This window comes from Halochromatium roseum, assembly GCF_016653315.1.
GTDB lineage: Bacteria > Pseudomonadota > Gammaproteobacteria > Chromatiales > Chromatiaceae > Lamprobacter > Lamprobacter roseus.
The window spans coordinates 35,878-57,026 of record NZ_NHSH01000053.1 but is presented as its reverse complement, the minus strand read 5'-3'; the positions used below and the strand labels follow the sequence as shown (position 1 = coordinate 57,026).

At 63.4% G+C, this 21,149-nt stretch carries 15 protein-coding genes; 13 read left to right on the top strand and 2 right to left on the bottom strand.

Translation table 11 applies throughout. The features are described 5' to 3' along the window. Positions 1 to 2 precede the first annotated feature (2 nt). The 11 genes from brxC to CCR96_RS10445 all read left to right on the top strand — a co-directional run bounded on the left by brxC (position 3) and on the right by CCR96_RS10445 (position 15,742). Positions 3 to 3,467, top strand: coding sequence for a BREX system P-loop protein BrxC (gene brxC / locus CCR96_RS10495; protein ID WP_201220083.1), 3,465 nt, complete (start codon positions 3 to 5; stop codon positions 3,465 to 3,467). Positions 3,468 to 3,634: 167 nt separating this feature from the next. Continuing rightward, on the top strand, positions 3,635 to 3,913 hold the full coding sequence (locus CCR96_RS10490) for a ribbon-helix-helix protein, CopG family (RefSeq protein ID WP_201220082.1): 279 nt from the start codon (positions 3,635 to 3,637) through the stop codon (positions 3,911 to 3,913). Further along, positions 3,892 to 4,248: a type II toxin-antitoxin system PemK/MazF family toxin gene (locus CCR96_RS10485; protein ID WP_201220081.1), complete on the top strand. Its 357-nt coding sequence runs from the start codon at positions 3,892 to 3,894 to the stop codon at positions 4,246 to 4,248. The genes CCR96_RS10490 and CCR96_RS10485 overlap by 22 nt, the downstream gene beginning before the upstream one ends. Before the next feature lie 83 nt (positions 4,249 to 4,331). Then, positions 4,332 to 4,556 carry an antitoxin MazE family protein gene (locus CCR96_RS10480; RefSeq protein ID WP_201220080.1) on the top strand — a complete coding sequence of 75 codons (225 nt, stop codon included), beginning with the start codon at positions 4,332 to 4,334 and terminating at the stop codon, positions 4,554 to 4,556. Next, a complete protein-coding gene (locus CCR96_RS10475; RefSeq protein ID WP_201220079.1) occupies positions 4,553 to 4,879 on the top strand; it encodes a type II toxin-antitoxin system PemK/MazF family toxin in 327 nt (108 codons plus the stop codon). The genes CCR96_RS10480 and CCR96_RS10475 overlap by 4 nt, the downstream gene beginning before the upstream one ends. Before the next feature lie 5 nt (positions 4,880 to 4,884). Beyond that, positions 4,885 to 5,043 (top strand): type II toxin-antitoxin system VapB family antitoxin, encoded by a 159-nt coding sequence (locus CCR96_RS10470; RefSeq protein WP_201220078.1) that lies wholly within the window; start codon positions 4,885 to 4,887, stop codon positions 5,041 to 5,043. A gap of 162 nt (positions 5,044 to 5,205) precedes the next feature. Beyond that, the gene (locus CCR96_RS10465) at positions 5,206 to 9,573 is read left to right on the top strand and encodes an Eco57I restriction-modification methylase domain-containing protein (RefSeq protein ID WP_201220077.1); all 4,368 of its coding nucleotides are present in this window, start codon (positions 5,206 to 5,208) and stop codon (positions 9,571 to 9,573) included. Further along, positions 9,573 to 11,300 (top strand): ATP-dependent nuclease, encoded by a 1,728-nt coding sequence (locus tag CCR96_RS10460; RefSeq protein ID WP_242518914.1) that lies wholly within the window; start codon positions 9,573 to 9,575, stop codon positions 11,298 to 11,300. Before CCR96_RS10465 ends, CCR96_RS10460 begins: the two co-directional genes overlap by 1 nt. Further along, a complete protein-coding gene (locus tag CCR96_RS10455; RefSeq protein ID WP_201220075.1) occupies positions 11,300 to 13,204 on the top strand; it encodes an ATP-dependent helicase in 1,905 nt (634 codons plus the stop codon). Before CCR96_RS10460 ends, CCR96_RS10455 begins: the two co-directional genes overlap by 1 nt. After that, entirely contained in the window at positions 13,201 to 14,301 is a 1,101-nt protein-coding gene (locus CCR96_RS10450; protein ID WP_201220074.1) for an AAA family ATPase, read from the top strand. Before CCR96_RS10455 ends, CCR96_RS10450 begins: the two co-directional genes overlap by 4 nt. Positions 14,302 to 14,362: 61 nt before the next feature. Beyond that, on the top strand, positions 14,363 to 15,742 hold the full coding sequence (locus tag CCR96_RS10445; RefSeq protein WP_201220073.1) for an ATP-binding protein: 1,380 nt from the start codon (positions 14,363 to 14,365) through the stop codon (positions 15,740 to 15,742). Between the two features lie 30 nt (positions 15,743 to 15,772). Here CCR96_RS10445 and CCR96_RS10440 read toward each other — a convergent pair whose 3' ends face one another. After that, positions 15,773 to 16,195, bottom strand: a complete 423-nt coding sequence (locus tag CCR96_RS10440; RefSeq protein WP_201220072.1) for a type II toxin-antitoxin system VapC family toxin — start codon at positions 16,193 to 16,195, stop codon at positions 15,773 to 15,775. After that, the gene (locus tag CCR96_RS10435; RefSeq protein ID WP_201220071.1) at positions 16,195 to 16,452 is read right to left on the bottom strand and encodes a type II toxin-antitoxin system Phd/YefM family antitoxin; all 258 of its coding nucleotides are present in this window, start codon (positions 16,450 to 16,452) and stop codon (positions 16,195 to 16,197) included. Before CCR96_RS10435 ends, CCR96_RS10440 begins: the two co-directional genes overlap by 1 nt. Before the next feature lie 131 nt (positions 16,453 to 16,583). Between CCR96_RS10435 and pglZ the strand changes: the two genes are divergently transcribed. Both pglZ and brxL read left to right on the top strand, forming a co-directional pair. Continuing rightward, on the top strand, positions 16,584 to 18,995 hold the full coding sequence (pglZ, locus tag CCR96_RS10430; protein WP_201220070.1) for a BREX-1 system phosphatase PglZ type B: 2,412 nt from the start codon (positions 16,584 to 16,586) through the stop codon (positions 18,993 to 18,995). A 23-nt stretch (positions 18,996 to 19,018) separates the two neighbouring features. Further along, positions 19,019 to 21,064 carry a protease Lon-related BREX system protein BrxL gene (gene brxL, locus CCR96_RS10425; RefSeq protein ID WP_201220069.1) on the top strand — a complete coding sequence of 682 codons (2,046 nt, stop codon included), beginning with the start codon at positions 19,019 to 19,021 and terminating at the stop codon, positions 21,062 to 21,064. The last annotated feature ends 85 nt before the right edge of the window (positions 21,065 to 21,149 follow it).

Genomic DNA, 21,149 nt, shown 5'->3' with positions numbered 1-21,149 from the left:
CGATGCACAACAACAACCGCGCCATCTACAGCAAAGACCCACTCGCCAACCGGCTGATCAACAACGGTGTCGCCGAGGTCTCGGAAGACCGCTCCAGCGCCGCACTCGAGATCCTCCGCTACGAGCTGGAGACCTTCGTCTGCGACGGCGAGTATGCCAAGGGTCTGCGCAAGATCCTCGAGACCTTCCTCGGCAACCTGGGTCAAGCGCCCGAGCAGCCCAGCGTCTGGATCAGCGGCTTCTACGGCAGCGGCAAGTCACATCTGGCCAAGATGCTGCGTGCCTTCTGGGTCGATGTCGGCTTCGAGGACGGCGCCGCGGCACGCAGCCTCGCCAAGCTCCCGACCGAGATCAAGGACCATCTGCGCGAGCTAAGCACCCAGGCCAAGCGCTACGGCGGACTGCATGCCGCCTCCGGCAAGCTCGGCTCCGGCGCTGGCAACAATGTCCGCCTCGCCCTGCTCGGCATCGTCTTCAAGTCCGCCGGACTGCCCGAGAAATACAATCAGGCGCGCTTGGTCATCTGGATGCAGCGCGAGGGCATCCTCGACGCCGTCGAACGAGCCTTGGCAGACCGCGGCACCAGCCTCGAGCGCGAGCTACCCGAGCTGTTCGTCTCCGACGACCTGCACGCCGCGCTGCTCGCCGCCAAGCCTGAGCTGGCCCCGGATGCGATGAGCGTCGGCGATCGCCTCATCGCCCAATACCCCGAGGTGCGGGACGTCTCCAACGACGAGATGATCCGCGCCATCAAGGACGCGCTGACCAACGACGACGGCTTCCCGCTCACCCTCATCGTCCTCGACGAGGTCCAGCAGTTCATCGGCGACAGCGGCGATCGCGCCTACAGCATCCAAGAGATGGTCGAGTCCTGCAGCAAGCACTTCGGCGGGCGCCTGCTGTTCGTTGGCACCGGCCAGACCGCCATGTCCGGCACCCCCTCGCTGCAGAAGATCAAGGGCCGCTTCACGGTCCCGGTGCAGCTCTCGGACACCGATGTCGACGCCGTGATCCGCAAGATCATCCTGCGCAAGACCCAGAGTGCCATCCCCGCCATCCGCCAGACGCTGACCGACAATCTCGGCGAGATCTCCCGCCACCTGCGCGGCACCAAGCTCGAGCACAGCACCGAGGATGAGACCTTCCTGGTCGACGACTATCCGCTGCTGCCGGTGCGCCGCCGGTTCTGGGAAAAGGTCCTGCACAAGCTCGACGAGTCCGGCACCATCTCGCAACTGCGTAGCCAACTGCGCATCGTCCACGAGGCCGCTTGCGCCACCGCCGCGCAGCCGCTTGGGCAGGTCGTCGCTGGCGACTTCATCTATGACCAGGTCAGCACCGACCTGCTGAACACCGGGCTGCTCTCGCGCGAGGTCTACGACCGCATCGGCAAGCTCGCCGCCGGCGATGAGGACGACCGACTCAAGGCCAGCCTGCTCAAGCTTATCTACCTGATCGGCAAGCTGCCCACTGACCCGATGGCCGACAGCGGCCTGCGCGCCACCGAGGACAGCCTCGCCGACCTGCTGGTCACCGAGCTGGCCGGCGGCTCCAGCGCACTGCGCAAGCGCATCCCCGGCCTGCTCGATGCACTGCACAACACCCAAGGGCTGGTGATGGCCATCGCCACGCCAGCGGGCACCGAATACCGGTTGCAGACCGCCGAGAGCAGCGCTTGGCACGACGAATACCGCAAGCAGGTCTCCGAGCTGTCGGCGAATACGCAACGCCTTGAGATGGAGCGCGTCGACCTGCTCAAAGGTGCCTATCGGGAGGCGCTCAAGGCGGTCCATCTGACCCAGGGCCAGACCAAGGAGGCGCGGACGCTAACGCCCTGCTACGACGACGCGCTGCCGCCGAACGCCGATCAGCAGATCGTCGCCTGGTTCCGCGACGGCTGGAGCAGCTCCGAGGCCGAGGTCAAGGGCGACGCCCGCAACGCCGGCCCCGGCAGCCCGGTCATCTTCGTCTTCCTGCCCGCACAGAATCGCAACGCACTGCGCTCGGCCATGATCGAGCACAAGGCCGCCCAGCTCACGCTCGATGTGCGCGGCCAGCCCGCCACGCCCGAGGGCCAGGACGCCCGCTCAGCGATGGAGACCCGGCGCAACGATGCCGCCCGGCGCATCAGCCAGTTGGTCAAGGCCCTGGTCGCCGACGCTCAGGTCTACCAGGGCGGCGGCCAGCGCGTCCTCGGCAACGACCTGAGCGAGCAGCTACAGAGCGCCGGCGCCGCCTCGATGGTGCGCCTGTATCGCGATTTCGATACCGCCGACCAGCTCGGCTGGGACAAGGTCATCGAGCGCGCGCGCAAGGGCGAGACCCAGCCCCTGCAGCCGATCAAACACAGCGCCGACACCGATCAACACCCGGTCTGCGCTGCCCTCATCAAGCATCTGGGCGCCGGCAAGAAGGGCAGCGACCTGCGTGACGACTTCAAGGCGCCGCCTTACGGCTGGCCGCAGGACGCCATCGACGGCGCCCTCTACGCCCTGGTCGCCAGCGGCCATCTGCTGGCGCTGAACAGCCTCGGCAAGCCGGTCGACGCCAAGGGCCTGGAGCGCCGCCAGATCACCCAATGCAGCTTCAAGCCCGAGACCGTCACCATCAGTCCAGTGCAGAAGATCCAGATCCGCAAGGTGTTCCAGGCCGCCGGCGTCGGCTGCCAGCCGGGTCAGGAGATCGACAAGGCACCGGAGCTGCTGCGCCGCCTGCGCGATCTGGCCGCCAAGGCTGGCGGTGAGGCGCCAAGGCCCGAGGTGCCAGGCCAACAGCAGCTGAGCGACCTAGAGGCGCTCACCGGCAACGCCCTGCTCGCCGAGCTGTTCAGCCAGCGCGCGACCCTGATCCAGCACAGCCAGGACTGGCAAGCCACCGGCGAGCAGATCAGCCAGCGCTGGCCGCACTGGAGCCAGCTGCAAACGCTGCTCGCGCACGCCAAGGATCTGGCACCTTACCCAGCGCTCGCCGCCGAGGCCGAGCAGATCCAGCAACAGCGCGCGCTGCTCGCCGAGCACGACCCGGTTCAGGCCCTGCTCGACAAGACCGTCGACCTGCTGCGCGCCAGCCTCAACCACCAGCGCGACGCCTACCAACGCAGCTATCAAACCGAGCTGGCCGCCTTGGAGCAGGACAGCCACTGGCTCGCACTCGACCCCGAACAGCGCCAGGCGATGCTCGCCAGCCACAACCTCAACGGCGGTATGGCGCTGGACCTGTCCAGCCCGGACAGCATCCTCGACGAGCTGGAGCGCTGCTCACTGGCGCAATGGCCCGACCGCACCCAGGCCCTGAAAGGTCGCTTCGAGCAGGCGCGCATGGACGCCGCCCGGCTGCTGGAGCCCAAGGTGCAGCGCGTCGACCTCCCGCGCCGCACCCTCAGCGACGAGGCCGAGCTGGCCGACTGGCTCGCCGAGGCCGAGGCGCGCATCCGCGCCAAGCTCGTGGATGGGCCGGTGATGATCTGACGGGCGCTGAGCCTCACCGATGAGACACATCATGCCAATCACCGTCGATCTCGAGGACAACCTGCTGCATGGTGCCCAAGCGAGTATGAGGTTGGCTCTGGGGTAGCCATCTGCACCCGTCCATGCCTATCCTTGAGCGACATTGGCCCACGGCGAGGATAGGGAGGATGGTCGCAATATCGCTCAAATTGCCCGATGACCTGGTCGAAGAAAGTACTCGACTTGCCAACAGGCTTGGAATCACGCAGGCGCAATTGATGCAGCAAGCGCTTCGGCATGAGCTCACGCACATCGAGCGTGAGCAGGAGCGGCGCGCGATGGCGTCCAGCTTGCGCGCGATGCGCGACGATCCAGACTACCTTGTGCAAGCGGATTCACTCGATCAGGAGTTCGCGGAGGTCATTGCTGATGAACCGGAGGCCTGGTGGAACGGCCATTCCCGCTAACCCGCGGTGCTGTCCACCTGGCTCGGCTCGATCCAGCAAAGGGCGCTGAGGTTGGCAAATGCCGCCCAGTGGTTCTCTTGACTGCGCAGTACCTCCTCGATGTCGATCCGCCGGTCTTTTTCATCTGCCCACTGAGTAGCCGATCGGACCCTGCCTTTGCGGCGATCCACCTTGCTATACCCGCTCGTGATCAACTTCAGCGAGAGAGCTACGCCTTGGTTGAGCACTGCCGTGCGATCTCCCGCCGACGAGTTCTCTCGGATCGAATTGCACTCCTTAGCGGCGATGAGATCGATGCGATCCTGAACCGCCTAGAGCGGATGCTTGGCCGTTGATCTGCTGGGCTTGGCTCCTTGTTGCATGTAACGCATCGACCATCTAAGCTGTTTCATGTAACGCAACGCAGAGGGAGAGCAACATGGCATCCACGCACGTCAACGCCCGCGTCCAAAGACACCGCGAGGCACTGCGCCGGGCGGGGCTGCGTCCGGTGCAGATTTGGGTGCCCGATACACGCCGGGCAGACTTCGCGGAGGAATGTCGCCGACAGTCTCGCCTCGCGGCCCAAGCAGATGTCGCAGACAGCGACATGCAGCACTGGCTGGACGAAGCCCTCACCGATCTGGATGGCTGGTCCGCATGACGCGCGGCGACCTGGTGACCATCGCCCTGTCCGGTGACTTCGGCAAGCCGCGGCCGGCGTTGGTGATCCAGGCCGATCAATTCCAAGAGCATGCCACCCGGGCAGTGCTGCCGGTGACCAGCACAGTGGTCGCGGCGCCGCTGTTTCGCATCACGCTGGAGCCCAGCGCGGACAACGGCCTGAAGCAGCCCTCTCAGGTCATGGTCGACAAAGCGATGACGGTGAAACGCGACAAGATCGGCCCCGTCTTCGGGCGTATCGATCTCGACAAGCTGGTCGAGATCGAGCGCGCCCTCGCCGTGTTTTTGGGTATTGCGAAATAACAGACATGCGAGTGACAGTCGATATTGATGACGACCTGCTGCAGCGCGCCCAAGCACTCAGCGGCATCAAAGAACCAACGGCCTTGGTGCATGAGGCACTCAAGGCGCTGATTGAGCGAGAGAGTGCGCACCAATTAGCGCAGCTTGGCGGCTCTAAGCCCTAGATCGACGAAACGCTCGACTGGCTCCGTCGCGCAGTCTGGTCCCTGCCCATCCTCGACCCTCGCAGCGACGATGAGATACTGGGCTACAACAGGTTTGGCCACTTTGACTGATCCAACGGCCAGATTGAACGCCCAATCAAAGCACTAAGGAGCACACCCCCCATGGACCCCCTCGCCAAACCCCTGCGCCGGCAGCTTGAAGACGCCATCGTCAAGGCCCGCGACCTGGCCGAGCAGGCCGCCCAGGCCGCGCTGCAGCATCTCGGGGTCGGCGACGCCGAGGCGCCTCCGCATCTCACCGACAGCGAGCGCGCCCTGCGCCGACGCCTGCGCGCCCACGGCCGCCAGCTCGGCGACCAGCGCGCGCCCAACGGCGTCCAGGCCATCGAGCAGCTGGCGCAGGAGACCGCCTACGAGCACTGGCACCGCATGCTCTTCGCCCGCTTCCTGGCCGAGAACCAGCTGCTGATGCACCCCGAAGGCGTGCCCCTGTCGCTCGCCGAATGCCAGGAGCTGGCCCAGGACGAAGGCGCCGCCAACGGCTGGGAGCTGGCCGGGCGCTATGCCGCGCGCATGCTGCCGCAGATCTTCCGCCCCGACAGCCCGGTGCTGGCGCTCGACCTCGCGCCCGAGCACCAACGCGCGCTCGAGCGCCTGCTCGCCAACCTGGCGCCCGAGACCTTCCACGCCAGCGACGGCCTCGGCTGGGTCTACCAGTTCTGGCAGACCAGGCAGAAGGACCGCGTCAACGCCTCTGAGGTCAAGATTGGCGCCCGCGAGCTGCCCGCCGTCACCCAGCTCTTCACCGAGCCCTACATGGTCGCCTTCCTGCTCGACAACAGCCTCGGCGCCTGGTGGGCCGCGCGCCAGCTGAGCGACGCCGACCGGCGCAGTGCCGAGAGTGAGGAGGCGCTGCGCCGCAAGGCGGCGATTCCTGGCGTGCCGCTGGAGTACCTGCGTTTCGTCCGCTCCGAAGCTGAGGTAGTCAGGGCTTCTAGCCCTGAGTCCCCAGGCCAAGATGGCCTGACGACGCAGCCAGGCATCGACGAACAAACCCTCACTAAGACCCGCGGCGAACACCTACCGCACTGGACCTGCGACAACGCCATCTACCACGTCGTTTTCCGACTGGCCGACTCGATCCCCCGAGCCAAACTCGACGAATGGACCGCAGCACGCGAAGCCCGGTACGAGCAAGCACGCTCCCCTGACGGCCAACTGCCGGAGCCCGTGCGCAGACAGGCCAACAACGAGTACCAGCAACGTATTGACACCTATCTCGATGCCGGGCACGGCGCCTGCTGGCTGAAACGACCCGAGAACGCCCAGATCGTCGCCGACGCTCTCCAGTACTTCGACCAACAGCGCTACCGGCTCCACGTCTGGTGCGTCATGCCCACCCATGTGCATGTCATCGTCGAGCCGCTGCCCGGCCATGCGCTGTCCAAGATCCTCCATAGCTGGAAGTCCTTCACTGCCAGCGCCATCAACCGGCACCTGAACCGCACCGGCGCCTTCTGGCAAGAGGACGCCTACAACCACATCATCCGCAGCGACAAGGAATATGGCTTCCAAGTCCGCTACGTCTGGCACAACCCCGACAAGGCCGGCCTGCCCGACTGGCCCTGGCGCGGCAGCATCTACGCCGACGCCCACGCCAACGTAGCCAGGGCTTCCAGCCCTGATAACGCCAACGTAGCTTCCAGCCCTGATACCCAAGATTCATCAGGCCAGGATGGCCTGACTACGTACGCGCAACACTGGACCACCGCCGCTGGCACCTTCGACGCCTGGCCGGCGCGGCTTGGCGAGCTGAAGCTGATGGACCCCTGCTGCGGCTCCGGGCACTTCCTAGTCGCCGCCTTACAGATGTTGGTACCGATGCGCATGGCACTGGAAGGGCTCGACGCCCGCGCCGCCATCGATGCCGTGCTGCGCGACAACCTGCATGGCCTGGAGCTGGATCAGCGCTGCGTCGAGATCGCCGCCTTCGCGCTGGCCCTGACCGCCTGGCGCTGGCCCGATGCCGGCGGCTACCGTCCGCTACCGGCGCTGAATCTCGCCTGCTCCGGGCTGGGGATTCATGCCAGCAAGGCCGACTGGCTGCAACTGGCCGAGGGCGATGTCGATCTGCAGCATGCGCTGGAGCGGATCTATGAGCTGTTTCAGGACGCGTCGACGCTGGGCAGCCTGATCGATCCGCGCCGGGCCTTCCGCGATGATGATCTGATCGACCTGGGTCCACAGCGGGGCTGGGAGCGGGTCGCGCCCCTGGTCGAGCGGGCGCTGGCGTCGGAAGACGAGCAGCAGCGTGAGCTTGGGGTGGTGGCGGCGGGTTTGGCGCGGGCTGCACAGCTGCTGGCCGATCGCTACCATTGGGTAATAACCAACGTTCCCTACCTGTCGCGCGGCAAACAGTCGCTCAAGCTTCGTGACTACTGCGAAACCCGATATACCGATGCGAAGAATGATCTCGCCAACGTTTTTCTCGAACGCTGCCTAGAATTCACAGAGAAAGATGGCTCCGGCGTTGTTCAGGTCGTCATGCCTCAGAATTGGCTATTTCTAGCTAGCTATCGTAAGCAGCGAAAGCGTCTACTACGGCAAACGAGCTGGAATCTTATCGCTCGGCTAGGTATGGCCGCATTCCAAGTTATGGACTGGTGGGCTTTCAATGTGATTCTTCTTACTCAAAGCCGAACGCCGCCTGATGAGGAGACGGGCTTGCGAGGCATTGATGCAAGCGAATCGCGAGAAATCTTAACAAAATCAAGCTTGCTCCAAAAAAACGAGCTGTATTTGGCGAGACAGTTGCAGCAGCTAAAAAATCCAGACTCTCGTGTTGCCTTTGAGGACTACTCCGACATGGTTTTACTAGCCAATGTCGCAGACTACGGAAAAGGTAGTACAACTGGAGACGGACCGCGATTCATTTTATGCTTTTGGGAATTTCCCTTAGTAGATGAAAATAGAGTTTATTGGCTTAATTCTCCAGTGGAGTCGTCAGCTTGGTCCGGGCGTTCGCAGCTATGCAAGGTTCCAATCGATGACGCGGCATTAAGGAGCCAGCTTGGCTGTCGCATTCATGGACAAATTGTTTTTGGACGTAACGGCGTCGCAGTTAGCAAAATGCGTAAGCTGGAGCCGTTTCTTTATAGCGGAGAGGTATTTGATGATAACATTTGCCCGATTGCACCTAGCAGCCCTTCTTTAATTCCCACTATCTGGGCTTTTTTGGAATCTGGCGAGTATCATGAGAGCGTCCGCGCAGTAGATCAAGCTCTCAAAGTAACCGCAGCCACACTGACCAAGGTTCCTTTTGAACAATCCAAGTGGGAGTCAATTGCCGCCGAGCGCTACCCCAACGGCCTCCCCAAACCCTATTCCGACGACCCCACCCAATGGATCTTCCACGGCCACCCCTGCGCCTCGGTGATCTGGGATGAGCAAACCAAATGGACCGCCATCGGCCCCAAGCGCACCGACGCCAGTGTGCTGCAGGTCGCCGTCGCCCGGCTGCTTGGCTATCGCTGGCCGGCCGAGTTCGATTGCGGCAGCGTAGTCAGGGCTTCCAGCCCTGAGGATTCTACGAGTGGTTTGTCAGGCCAGGATGGCCTGACTACGTCGGAGTCGGAGTCGGAGTCGGGTGCAGAACCAGTGTCGCGGGGGATGGAGCTGTCCGACGAATCCCGCCAGCTCCTCGCCGAGGCGCGCCAGCTCGATGCGCTGAGCGATGACGACGGCATCGTCTGCCTGCCGGCGCTGCGCGGTGAGCCGGCAGCGCATGAGCGGCTGCTCAACCTGCTGATCGCCGCCTATGGCGAGGACTGGACCACCGGCACCCTCTCGACCCTGCTGCAGGCCGCCGGCGCCGGCGGCAAGTCCCTGGAGGTCTGGCTGCGCGATTCTTTCTTCGAGCAGCACTGCAAGCTGTTTCAGCACCGCCCCTTCATCTGGCACATCTGGGACGGACTCAAGGACGGCTTCGCGGCCCTGGTCAATTATCACCAGCTCGACCGCGCCAAGCTCGAGCGGCTGATCTATACCTACCTCGACGACTGGATTCGCCTGCAACAGCGCGCGGGCGCGGGCGGTGGCGCCAACGCTGGCGCGGAGATTGGCGCCGACACTGGCGCGGAGACTGGCGCAGATCATGGCGCCAACGCCCGTGGCGGCGCCGACGAGCGCCTCGCCGCCGCCCGCGCGCTCAAGACCAAGCTCGAGGCCATCCTCGACGGCGAGGCCCCGCTCGACATCTTCGTGCGCTGGAAACCGCTCGCCGAGCAGCCGATCGGCTGGAACCCGGACCTCAACGACGGCGTGCGCCTGAACATCCGCCCGTTCCTGCTCGCCGGCGATGTCGGCAAGAAGGGCGCCGGCGTGCTGCGCGCCAAGCCCAACATCAAATGGACCAAGGACCGCGGCAAGGACGTCGAAAGCGCCCCCTGGTTCCCGTTCTTCAACGGCGAGCGCATCAACGATCATCATTTGACCTTGGCCGAGAAGCGCGCGGCCAGAGGGGACGCTTGATGCTGTTGACAGGCTTGAAGATTGAACACTACCGAGGCATCAAAGCACTGGAGCTTGCGTTCGGGAACACGACCGTCCTGATCGGCGAGAACAATTGCGGCAAGACCAGTGTGCTCCACGCGCTGCGCGCCTGCTTGCACACGCTGCGCTCGGGCGGTCGCGGCTCGCCCTTCGACGAGTTCGACCTGCACTTTGACAGTCGTGCCGCCGATCCGACGACAGCACCGCCCATCGTCATGACCCTCAGGTTCGAGGAGCAAACGCCCGGAGAGTGGTCAGAGGAGATCGAGCAACGGCTTGGAGGGGATGCTGGGGTGATTGCCCTCGTGCCCCCCGATGACCGCAGCCGGGTTGAGCTGCGCGTCAGCGCCGAGTACTCGCAGGTCACCCAGGACATCGAGACCACATTTGACTTTCTCGATGCGGCCGGAAACGCGTTACCAGCGAAGAACCGGGGCCGCTTGAGCACGCTTCAGCAGTTGCGCCCGCTGTTCTACCTCTCGGCATTGCGTGATGCCGGCAAGGAGTTTTCCCGTCACTCCCAGTTCTGGTCCCCCTTCGTCAAGAATTCCCAGATTGACGAGGCGGCCAAGACAGCCATCGAAGCGCAGCTTGAGGACATCAACGCACGGATCATCGAGGCCCACGGCACATTCAAAGGCGTCCGAGAACACCTGGCCAAGGTGCAAGAACTGGTCGCCTTGGGCAACCAGGATGTCGTCAGCGTCGACGCTGTTCCGGCGCGAGTGTTCGACATGCTCAACCGAACCCAAGTCAGTATCGCGTCGGCAACGGGGGCACGGCTACCAATCGGAAGACATGGTGAAGGCACCCAGAGTCTGACGGTGCTGATGCTCTTCGATGCGTTCCTGAAATCCGAGCTCGCCAGGAAGCAGGGAATGCTGCAATCGAAGCCGATTGTCGCGATGGAAGAGCCGGAAGCTCACTTGCATCCCAATGCCGTCCGGGCGCTCTGGAAGACCATTCGCGACATCGATGGACAGAAATTGATTGCCACGCATTCTGGGGATCTTCTATCCGAAGTCGATCTGAGCGCCATTCGCCGAATCCACAAGTCTCGCGGCCAAGTGAAAATAGGTGCCGTTACAGAGACGCTGCTCAAGCCCCGCGACCAAAGAAAGTTCGATTTTCTGGTGCGCAGGACGCGTGGCGAGCTGTTGTTCGCCCGTTGTTGGCTGCTCGGCGAGGGCGAGACCGAAGCCATTTTGTTCGCCGGGGCGGCGGAAGCGCTCGGCTTGGATTTGGAGCAAGCCGGTGTTCGCTGTCTCGAATATCGACTGGGCGACATTGGCTGGTTTCTCGACGTCGCCAACGCCCTCGGGATTTCATGGCACTGCCTAACCGATGCCGATACGCAGGGTGATCGCGATGCAAAGAAGGCCGCTGACCGCATTCTAGATAAGCCAAAACGCCCTTGGCGACACATCTCTGTTCTGGCCAACGCCGCATCGATTGAGCCCTATCTGGCTGCGAATGGCTTCCTTGATGTCTACGAGGCCATTGCGGTTCCTGCTAAAAGGCGCCAGACGCTGCAATCCGCTCCCGGTGACCCTGAGTACGCGGAGCAAATCATCAAATGCATTCCTGACAAGCCGAGCGCCGCATACGCGGTGGTCGAGGCGATGCGCGAGCGTGGCCCTGCCGCTGTTCCCAAGGTGCTGAGAAGCGCGATCATGAAGGCAATGGCCCTTGCGAGGAGGCAATGATGGACGATCAGAAAACGTTCAACGCCAATCAGCTCGCGGCGGCGCAGTGGGACAGAGGGCCGCTCCTTCTCCTAGCCGGACCTGGCTCCGGCAAGACAGCGACGCTGACCGCCCGCGTTGCCCGGCTGGTCGAACAAGGGCGCGATGAGTCCTTCCGTATACTCTGCCTCACCTTCACTAGAAAGGCGGCAGCCGAAATGCGAGAGCGCCTACTGAAACTGGTGCCAGAAGCGCGAGACAGAGTGCTTCTGACGACGTTTCACGCGTTCGCCACCGACATCCTGCGGCAGCACGGTAGCCATTTCGGGTTGAGTCCAGACTTCGAAATCCTTGAGGAGGCCGAGCGCGTCGGCATCCTCAAATCGGTGCTTGAAGAGAAATCGGACGTGCTGACAAGGTTGGTATCTGCCGAAAAGGTTCTAAAAGCCATCGACTTTCTGCTCAGAAATGTGACCCCTGACGCCAACGTATCGACCTTGGTGAAGGACGCCGAGACGGGCAGACAGCTTCAAACCCTCTTTGTCCGCTACAAGGAGGTATTGAAAGAGCGCAACTGCCTAGACTATGGGTCAATCCTGTATTGTTGCGAGGAGTTGCTTCGCCAAAGGCCACGCCTCAGCGCGCAATTGCGGACTGTTTATCGATACGTCTGCGTGGACGAGTTTCAAGACACGAATCTCGTGCAATACCGATTGCTCCGTGCGCTCGTTCCTGATAAGGATGGCAATCTCTTTATCGTGGGAGATGACGATCAGATCATTTATCAATGGAATGGCGCGAGCCCGGCGCGTGTTAGGCAGCTAGAACAGGATTATGAGCTGACCACCATCCAATTGCCGGAAAACTACAGATGCCCACCGGAGGTCGTGGAGTTAGCAAATGCGCTGATTATGCACAACGGCGACCGGGCACCGCACAAGAAGCCTTTGCGTTCCATGAAGGCAGGGTCTGGCGCAAACCCTGTAGAGCTTCTTGCGTTCGAAGACGACCAGAAGGAGGCGGAAGGTGTTGCGAAGCATCTGGCAACAAGACTAAATGACGCTGTCGAGCCTTCCGATATTGCTGTGTTGGCGCGTTCAACCAAGCTATTGGAGCGGGTGCAGGTTGCGCTTAGCGAACTGTCCGTGCGCAGCCACCTACAGCGACGTAAATCCCAGTTCGAGAGCGCGCCTTTGCGGTTTGTGACATCGGCCTTGAAGTTGGCACTGGTAAGGTCCGACGACGAGTTGGCCGCGACGGTGACGAAGGCGCTTTCTGACTGCGTGGATCAAGACTTCAGCGATGACTATCTCGCACAATTCTCAGCAGCACTGAACGGCGACCAATTAGAGGCCCTTGGCGCGCTGATGGCCGAGAGCGCGGCAGTGCCCGCAGAACTTCAGACAGCGATCTCGGCGCTGGTCAAGGGTCGGTATGCCGACTTCGCAAAAGCGGCATTGGCATATTTCGATCGTGTCGAGCATGCGACCGAGGATAACGGAAAGGAACAGTATACGGAGTACGCAACGGAGCGGATGCTGTGGCAAAGCATTATTCGCGAAATCGGTGGAGAGGAAGAAGCCTACTCGCTTTCATTAGGGCAGTTCTTGCAGGAGTTGGCCTTGGCGAATAAAACCCCAGAGGCGCCTGCGAACTCCGTGCGGTGCCTGACAATCCATGGCTCAAAGGGACTGGAGTTTCCGCACGTCTACCTGATCGGCCTGGCGGAAGATCAGTTGCCTTCGTTTCAGAGCAAGAAATCCGGAGATGAGAGTCGCGAGATGCAAGAAGAGCGCCGAAACTGCTTCGTCGCGATCACCCGGACCATCGAAACGCTGACCATGAGTTATGGGAAAAGGTACAACGGCTGGGCTAAGACGCCTTCGCGCTTCTTGACCGAGATGGGGTTGATGGGGCCTCTATGAAGCCGACCACCGCACCTGATCAGCTCACGCACCTGAAGCTGGAGGGCTACAAATCCATCGCGCAAGCTGACCTGCCGCTTGGCGCGCTAAACCTGCTGGTGGGCGCCAATGGGGCGGGAAAATCCAATCTGATCGACTTCTTCAAGCTCATTCGCGACCTGATCGAAGGCCATCTGCAGCTCCATGTCGGCCAGGCCGGTGGTCCGGATGCGCTGCTGCACTTCGGCCGCAAGACCACCGAGCAACTGGTCGCGGAGCTTTCTTTCGGCGAGCGCGCCTATTGGCTGCGTCTGGCGCCGACGGCGGACAATCGGCTGATGTTCGCGCTGGAAGGCTACTGGTGGCATGACTCTGAGTCGCATCGTTTGGGCTCGGGGCATTTCGAGACGCTCTGCCGTGCCGGAGAAGCCGGGGTTGGCGAGGAAGTGGTGGCCGCGATGGCGCGCTGGGTTCCCTACCACTTCCATGACACCGGCGAGGATGCGCGGGTCAAGCAGGTCCATGCGCTCAATGACAATGCCTATCTGCGGCCCGATGCCCGTAATCTGGCCGCCTACCTGCTGCGCCTGCGGGAGACGGACGCGGCGCATTACCAGCGCATTCTGCGCACCGTGCAATTGGTCGCGCCCTTCTTTGGCGATTTCCATCTGCGCCCGACGCCGGTCAACCCAGATCGCATCGAGCTGGAATGGGTCGAGCGCGGCCAGGATGTCCCCTTCAAAGCGTATGCGCTCTCCGATGGCACCCTGCGGTTCATCTGCCTGGCGACCTTATTGCTGCAGCCACAGGCGTACCGACCGGCCACCATCCTGATCGATGAGCCGGAGCTGGGGCTACATCCCTACGCGATCACCGTGCTGGCATCCATGCTCAAGTCTGCTACCAGCGGCAGCCAGATCATCGTTTCGACCCAGTCCGTCGAGCTGGTCAATGAATTCGATGCCGAGGATCTCTTGGTGGTGGATCGCCAACAGGGCTGCTCCACCTTTTCGCGCTTGAATGAGCGGGCGCTGCGCGAATGGCTCGACGAGTACAGCCTCGGCGAGCTATGGAAGAAGAACGTCTTCGGCGGGGGAGAATTAGAGGCGCATGCGTAGTCGGGTTTTCGACCCTGGAACAACCCAGCCAAGATAGCCTGACGAGGTTAGCGAGCACACAATGTCCAAAAAAACGATGCTCTACGACACCCAAGACGAACTGCTCGCTGCCATCGCCGCCGGTGAAGATACGCTGCTGGAACTCAAGGAAGTGGTCTTCAAGGGCGATCAGGTCCGGTTTGCGGGTGAGTCGGGGCGGGCGCCAAAGGCGATCGCCGAGGTCTTCGTGTCGATGGCGAACACCGAGGGCGGGCTGGTGGTGTTCGGTGTCGACGACCGGGGCGAGATCATCGGCATCGACCCCGCCAAGCGCAACAAGCTGGAGCAGTTCGTGATCCAGTGCGCACTCGATCATTGTGTGCCACCCATCGAGCCGGTGTTGGACTGGGTCATGCTACCGGGCGCCGACGGCCTGAACCAGTTGTGTCTCAAGGTATCGGTGCCACGGGCACGCTTCTATGTACATCAGACCAGCGATGGGCGTTTTCTGAAGCGGGTCGGCAGTCATCGCACACCGATCCCGGCGGAGCAATTGGGCCGGCTATTGGCGAGCCGGCAGCTGATGCTGCCTTTTGAAGAGCGTCCGGTGCTCGGCGCCGACCTGAGCGCCCTGAACCGCACGCGCTTCGAGCGCTACCACGAGCGGCGCTTCGGGCGCCGGCTGGCCGATTCCGCGCTGTCCTACGAGCGACTGCTCGGCAATCTGAAGCTTGCCGTGCAAGACGATGATGATGCCTGGCGACCGACCAATATCGGCCTGCTGCTGTTCTGCGACCGCCCTGATCAACATCTGGGCGGCGCCTATGTGGACCTGGCCGTCTACGACCACCCGGTGGCCGATGGCAATACGCGCGATTCCAAGCGCGTCATGGGGCCAGTGACCGAGCAGATCGAATGGGTGCTGACCTACCTGCGCACCAGCCCGATGATCAGCACCCTGTCCCGCAAGGACGCCCTGGGCCGCATCGACAAGCCCGCCTACAGCGAATTCGCGTTGCAGGAGGCGGTGGTCAACGCGCTGGCGCATCGCGATTACGAGATCGCGGGCGCCCAGGTCATCCTCACCCTGTTCCCGGATCGGCTCGAGATCCGCAACCCCGGCGGGCTACACAACAGCCTGACCGAAGAGAACCTCTATGCGGGCTGTCAGCCAGTGCGCCGCAATCAGATCCTGGCCGGTTTCCTGCGCGACTACGAAAGCCCGGCCACCGGGCGCCGTTACATGGAGACCCGCGGTGAAGGCTTCCTGACCTTGGTCAGCAGAAGCCTCGAGCTCTCCGGACGCCGACCCGAGCTGGTCAACATGGGTGGGGCAGTGAAGCTGACGCTATTTGCGGCGCGTCCGGATGCGACGGACGAGTTGCTCCGCTCCCCGGCCAACGCTGAGCATCTCGCCCGATCCATTGCTCAACACCATCAGGGGAAGTCCTCTGAAGACTAACAGAACAGCGCCGCTCGTCTTGCGGGTCATTCACCCACTGCTCCAAGGATTGTGCAGGGCAACGCCGGTGCCGGCAAAGTCGCGGGTGTTGCGCGTAACGACCGTGAGGCCTCGGATCAAGGCGGTTGCGGCGATCAAGGTATCGCGATCGGGGCGCGGGTCGGGAACCTGAAGCGCGGCGCAGCAACGCGCGATCTCGGTATCGACGGCGATGATCCGGCCGGCAAAGCCGTCGATGACTTGTCGCTCCAACCAGGTGCGCAGCAAGGCGCCTTGGGCAGGATCGCGACGCTCGTGAAGCCGTACGCCCAGCTCCAGCTCCAGCACTGTGATCACGCTGAGGAACTGCGCGTCGGCGGGCAGGCCCGCAGCCCAGGTCAGCACGCCGGGATCGGCCTTGCCGGTGCGCGCCTTACGCAGCTCGGACACCAGGTTGGTATCGAGCAGGTACATCAGTCCAGCTCGGCTGCAACAGCCAAGGGTCTGTCGAGCCGGGGCGGCTCGAAGTCGACGGCCTCAGCATCCGGCATGGCGAGCAGATCGACTAGGCTCTGGCCCGCACCGCTCAGGCGCCGATAGTCCTCGATGCTGAGCAGGACATGCGAGGGCTGGCCGCGGTCGGTAATCATTACGGGACCGCTGCGAGCGGCCTTCTTCGCCTTACTGGTCTCCTGATTGAACTCGCGACTGGTAAGCGTGGTGATGGTCATCTTGGCCCCGGATGGTTAATGTAGTAACGTGGCTAGTATAGTCCTTCTGCATCTGCTGACCCGGCGCATCAACGAGATCGAGACCTCTCCGCATGATCCAGCGCTCACCTAAGCGCCCCAGCGTGGCACCGATGCCTGACACCGTCCTCGACCACTTGCTGAGCTCCCTACGCAATGCCGCGAACATCAGCCGTGCCGAGCAGGTGCGCCCGGCGGCGGTGCTCTGGACCGATCACGAGGGCCAATGGCAAGGCGTTGCCGAGCGGCTGCGGCCGTTGCTGCCTGAGCTGCTGATCCTCGGCGACTATGCGCCAGCGCAGCGCCGCGGCCCGGCGATCTGGATCAAGTGCATGCTGGCGCGCACCCTGGAGGAGGCGGACTGGCCCGATAACGCGGTGCCGATCCTCTATCTGCCCGGCGTCTCGCGCACCGATCTGCGTGCCATCGAGAGCTGCCCGCGCGAGCTGCAACCGCTCGCCGAGCTGCAGTATCGGGGGCTGTTCTGGAGTCAGCTCAACGGCCGCGATTGGACGGTGAATGCCTTCCTCTCCAGCCGCCGTGGGCTGCTGAAACTGGATATCTCTGGCGATCAGGCGACCCAAGCGGCCATGCATCGGGCGCTGGATGTGGTGCTCGACACGCCTATTGCGGACCTTCAAGGCCGGCGACTCGAGGCGTCGGATTTCGACGCCCTGCTCAGCGCCGACCCGATCCGCGATCTGCTGGCCTGGATGAACGACCCGGAGACAGCGGCCAAGGACTGGCAGGGCGCGCGCTGGGATGCCTTCCGCAGCCGCTGCAAGGCGGACTGGACGCTCGATCCGCAGGCCGATGGCGCGCTGGTCGCCGCGGAGCGGGTCAGCGAGGGGCAGCGGCAATGGGATGCGGTCTGGGAGCGGTATCGCAGCGGTTGGCGCTCCTTTCCGAGACTGATCGAGCGGCTGCGGCAGGTCGCGTTGCCGGTGCATCGGGATCTCTTCACCGACCTTGGCCGCTACCCCAGGGCCAACGACGAGGCCGAAGACCAGCTCCGAGTCGATCTGCTGAAGCTGGCCGGGGTCCATCAAACGGAGGCCATCGCCAAGCTGCAGGCGTTGGAGAACGCGCACGGGCCTCGCCGGCTCTGGCTGTGGGCGGAGATGGGCCAAGCGCCCTTGGCCCGAGCGCTAGAGCCCTTGTCTCAATTGGTGGGGTTGATCGCTGAACCCTGTGGTGGGCAGCAGCTGCAGGATCTGGCCACTGCCTACCAACAGCGGTTTTGGCAGGTCGATGCGGCGGCCCGCCGCGCGCTCGCCTGTCTGGGGACCGGTTCGCGGGTCAAGGCCGACACCGAGGCCGTCAGCGCCGCGCTGCAGGCTGTCTATGTGCCCTGGCTGGATCAGACCAATCAGCACTTCCAGGATCTGGTGCGCAAGGACGGCTATCCGGGGTCGACGCTGGTCAAGGAGCCGGTTAGCACCTATCAGGCCGGCGGCGAGTGCTGGCTGTTCGTGGACGGGCTGCGCTATGACGTTGCCCAGGATCTCGCCAGCGTACTGGCCGTCGATGCCTTGGAGGCGAAGATCGACACCGTCTGGGCGCCAGTCCCCTCAGTGACCGCCTCGGGTAAGGTCGCCTGCTCGCCGGTGGCGCATCTGGCCAAGGGGCGGAGTACGGATCAGGATTTCGTGCCCAGTCACGCCACTCAAGACCGACCGCTGGACACGGACATGCTGCGCACGTTGCTCAAGGAGCAGGGCTGGCAGGTGCTCGGCGGCAACGAGACCGGTGATCCGACGGGTCGCGCCTGGACCGAGTTCGGCGACCTCGACCACTACGGTCATGAGCACGGGCTGCGGCTGGCCCGAGAGATACCGTCGATGTTGAACAGCATCCGGGAACAGATCCGCTTCCTGATCGATGCCGGCTGGAAACAGATCCGCATCGTCACCGATCATGGCTGGCTGCTGGTGCCGGGCAAGATGCCGAAGACGGAACTGCCGAAGTTTCTGACCGCGACACGCTGGGGCCGATGCGCGGCGCTGACGGACAGCGCTCAACCGACGTCGCTGACGCTGACCTGGAGCTGGTGCCCGGATGTGCGCATCGCGATGGCGCCGGGGGGCAACAGCTTCATTGCCGGGCGGGAGTACGCGCACGGCGGCTTGAGCCTGCAGGAGAGCCTGATCCCGGTGTTGCGGGTGACGCGGCCGAGGGGCGTTGCCGATGAGCCATCGATCGAGATTCTCGATGTCAAGTGGACGCGGTTGCGCTGCGCCTGCGTCGTCAGGGCCTCCAGCGCTGGCGCATCCGGCCAAAATGGCCACGCCGCGCAAGGTCTGAGGGTGCCGGGGCAGATGCCGCAGGCGTTGCGGGTCGATCTGCGGCGGAAGGTCAATGATCCGGCAACCAGCGTGGCCGGCGGCGGCAAGCCGTTGAAAGGTGGCAAGGCCTCGCTGGTGGTCGAAGACGATGAGCTGGAGGGCGAGGCGGTCTCGCTGGTGGTGCTGGATGATCAGGGTCGGGCCGTTGCCAAGGCCGCCACCGTGATCGGCGGAGACTGAGGTGATCGGAGGAGAGACATCCCATGCAGCTCGATGATCTTGACCGCAAGGCTGCTGAGCACTTCGAGGGCTATCTGGTGCGCAAGGATCTGGTGCGCCAATTCAGCCGCCAGTTCCCGGTGCCGACCTATGTGGTGGAGTTCCTGCTCGGGCGCTACTGCGCAACGACCGATGAAGAAGAGATCAACGAGGGGCTGGAGATCGTCCAGCGCCAGCTCGCCTCGCGTACCGTCAAGGCCGGGGAGCAGGAGTTGTTCAAGGCCCGCGCGCGGGAGGAGGGCAGCGTCAAGCTGATCGACCTGATCAGCGCGCGGCTGGATGCCAAGACGGATTCCTATCTCGCCAACCTGCCCAGCCTGCAACTGCGCGACGTGCGGATCGATCCCAAGCTGTTGCGCGAGCATGAGCGCCTGCTCACCGGCGGTTTCTATGCCGAGGTGACGCTGGGCTACGACTCCGCGATTGCCCAGGAGGCACACGGCCGACCCTTCGGCATCGACAGCCTGCGTGCGATCCAGCTCTCCAAGCGCGATGTCTTAGAGGTGCTGGCCAAGGCGCGGGAGGCCTTCACCAGCGACGAGTGGAAGGCGTTGCTGCTGCGCAGCGTCGGGCTGGAGCCGGAGCCGCTCAGCGAGCGGGCCAAGGATGCGCTGCTGCTGCGCATGGTGCCGTTCGTCGAGCGCAACTACAACCTGGTCGAGCTGGGGCCGCGCGGCACCGGCAAGAGTCACCTCTTTCAGCAGGTCTCGCCTTACGCGCATCTGATCTCGGGCGGCAAGGCGACCGTCGCCAAGATGTTCGTCAACAACGCCAACGGTCAGCGCGGGCTGGTCTGTCAGTACGACGTGGTCTGCTTCGACGAGGTCTCGGGCGTCTCCTTCGATCAGAAGGACGGTGTCAACATCATGAAGGGCTACATGGAGTCCGGCGAGTTCAGCCGCGGCAAGGAGAGCATCCGGGCGGACGGCTCGATCGTCCTGGTCGGCAACTTCGAGGTGGATGTCGAGCATCAGCAGCGCATCGGTCATCTGTTCGGCCCGCTGCCGCCAGAGATGCGCGACGACACCGCGTTCATGGATCGCATCCATGCCTACCTGCCGGGCTGGGATCTGCCGAAGATGCAGCCGAGCCTGTTCACCGATCATTTCGGGCTGGTCAGCGATTTCCTCTCCGAGTGCTTGAGCCGGCTACGCATGGAGAGCCGGTTGCCGCAACTGCAGGGCAGGGTGCATCTGGGCGGCGCGCTCAGCGGCCGCGACATCAATGCAACCAACAAGACCGCGAGTGGCTTGCTGAAACTGCTCTACCCATCCGCTGACACGCAGGTCTCCGATGCGGATCTGGAGTGGGCGGTGCGGCTGGCGTTGCAGGTGCGACGGCGCGTCAAAGAGCAGCAGAAGCGGATTGGCTCGGCGGAGTTTCGCAACACCCACTTCAGCTATCTGCTCGGCGAGGAGGGTGTCGAGACCTTCGTCGCCACGCCTGAGTTATCGAGCGAAAACAGCATCGGCGCCGACCCGCTAGAGCCAGGTCAGGTCTGGACGCTGAGCCCCGGCGGTCTGGATGAGCATGCCGGTCTTTATCGCATCGAGGTCAGCGAGGGGCCTGGCAGCGGGCTGCGCATCCTGAACAAACCGACCCCGCCGGCGTTTCAGGAGTCGGTGCGCTACGCGCAGCAGAACCTCTACGCCCGCGCGGCCCAACTCGTCGGCGAACGCGACCCCAGGGCGCACGCGTTCTCGGTGCAGCTCCGCGGCTTCGATGCCGCCAAGACCGGCAGCCAGGTCGGCGTCGGTGTGTTGATCGCCCTGTGTAGCAGCCTGCTCAAGAAGCCCCTGCGCGGCGGCCTGGTCGTGATCGGCGGGATCAACCTGGGTGGGTCGATCGAGCCCATCCACAACGCGGTAACCCTGGTCGAGATCGCCGTCGAGAAAGGCGCCCAAGTGGTGCTGATGCCGGTGTCGAGCCGACGCCAGCTCTTCGATCTCTCCGATGACATGGCGACCAAGGTCGATACCCAGTTTTATCAGGATGCACGCGACGCCCTGCTGAAGGCATTGGTCGAGTGATTGCGCCCTGCGCACGAGCGCCAAATGTCGATCACGGCGACTCGCCATTTAACGTGAATCTCACGCGATTCATTTTCCGGGATGG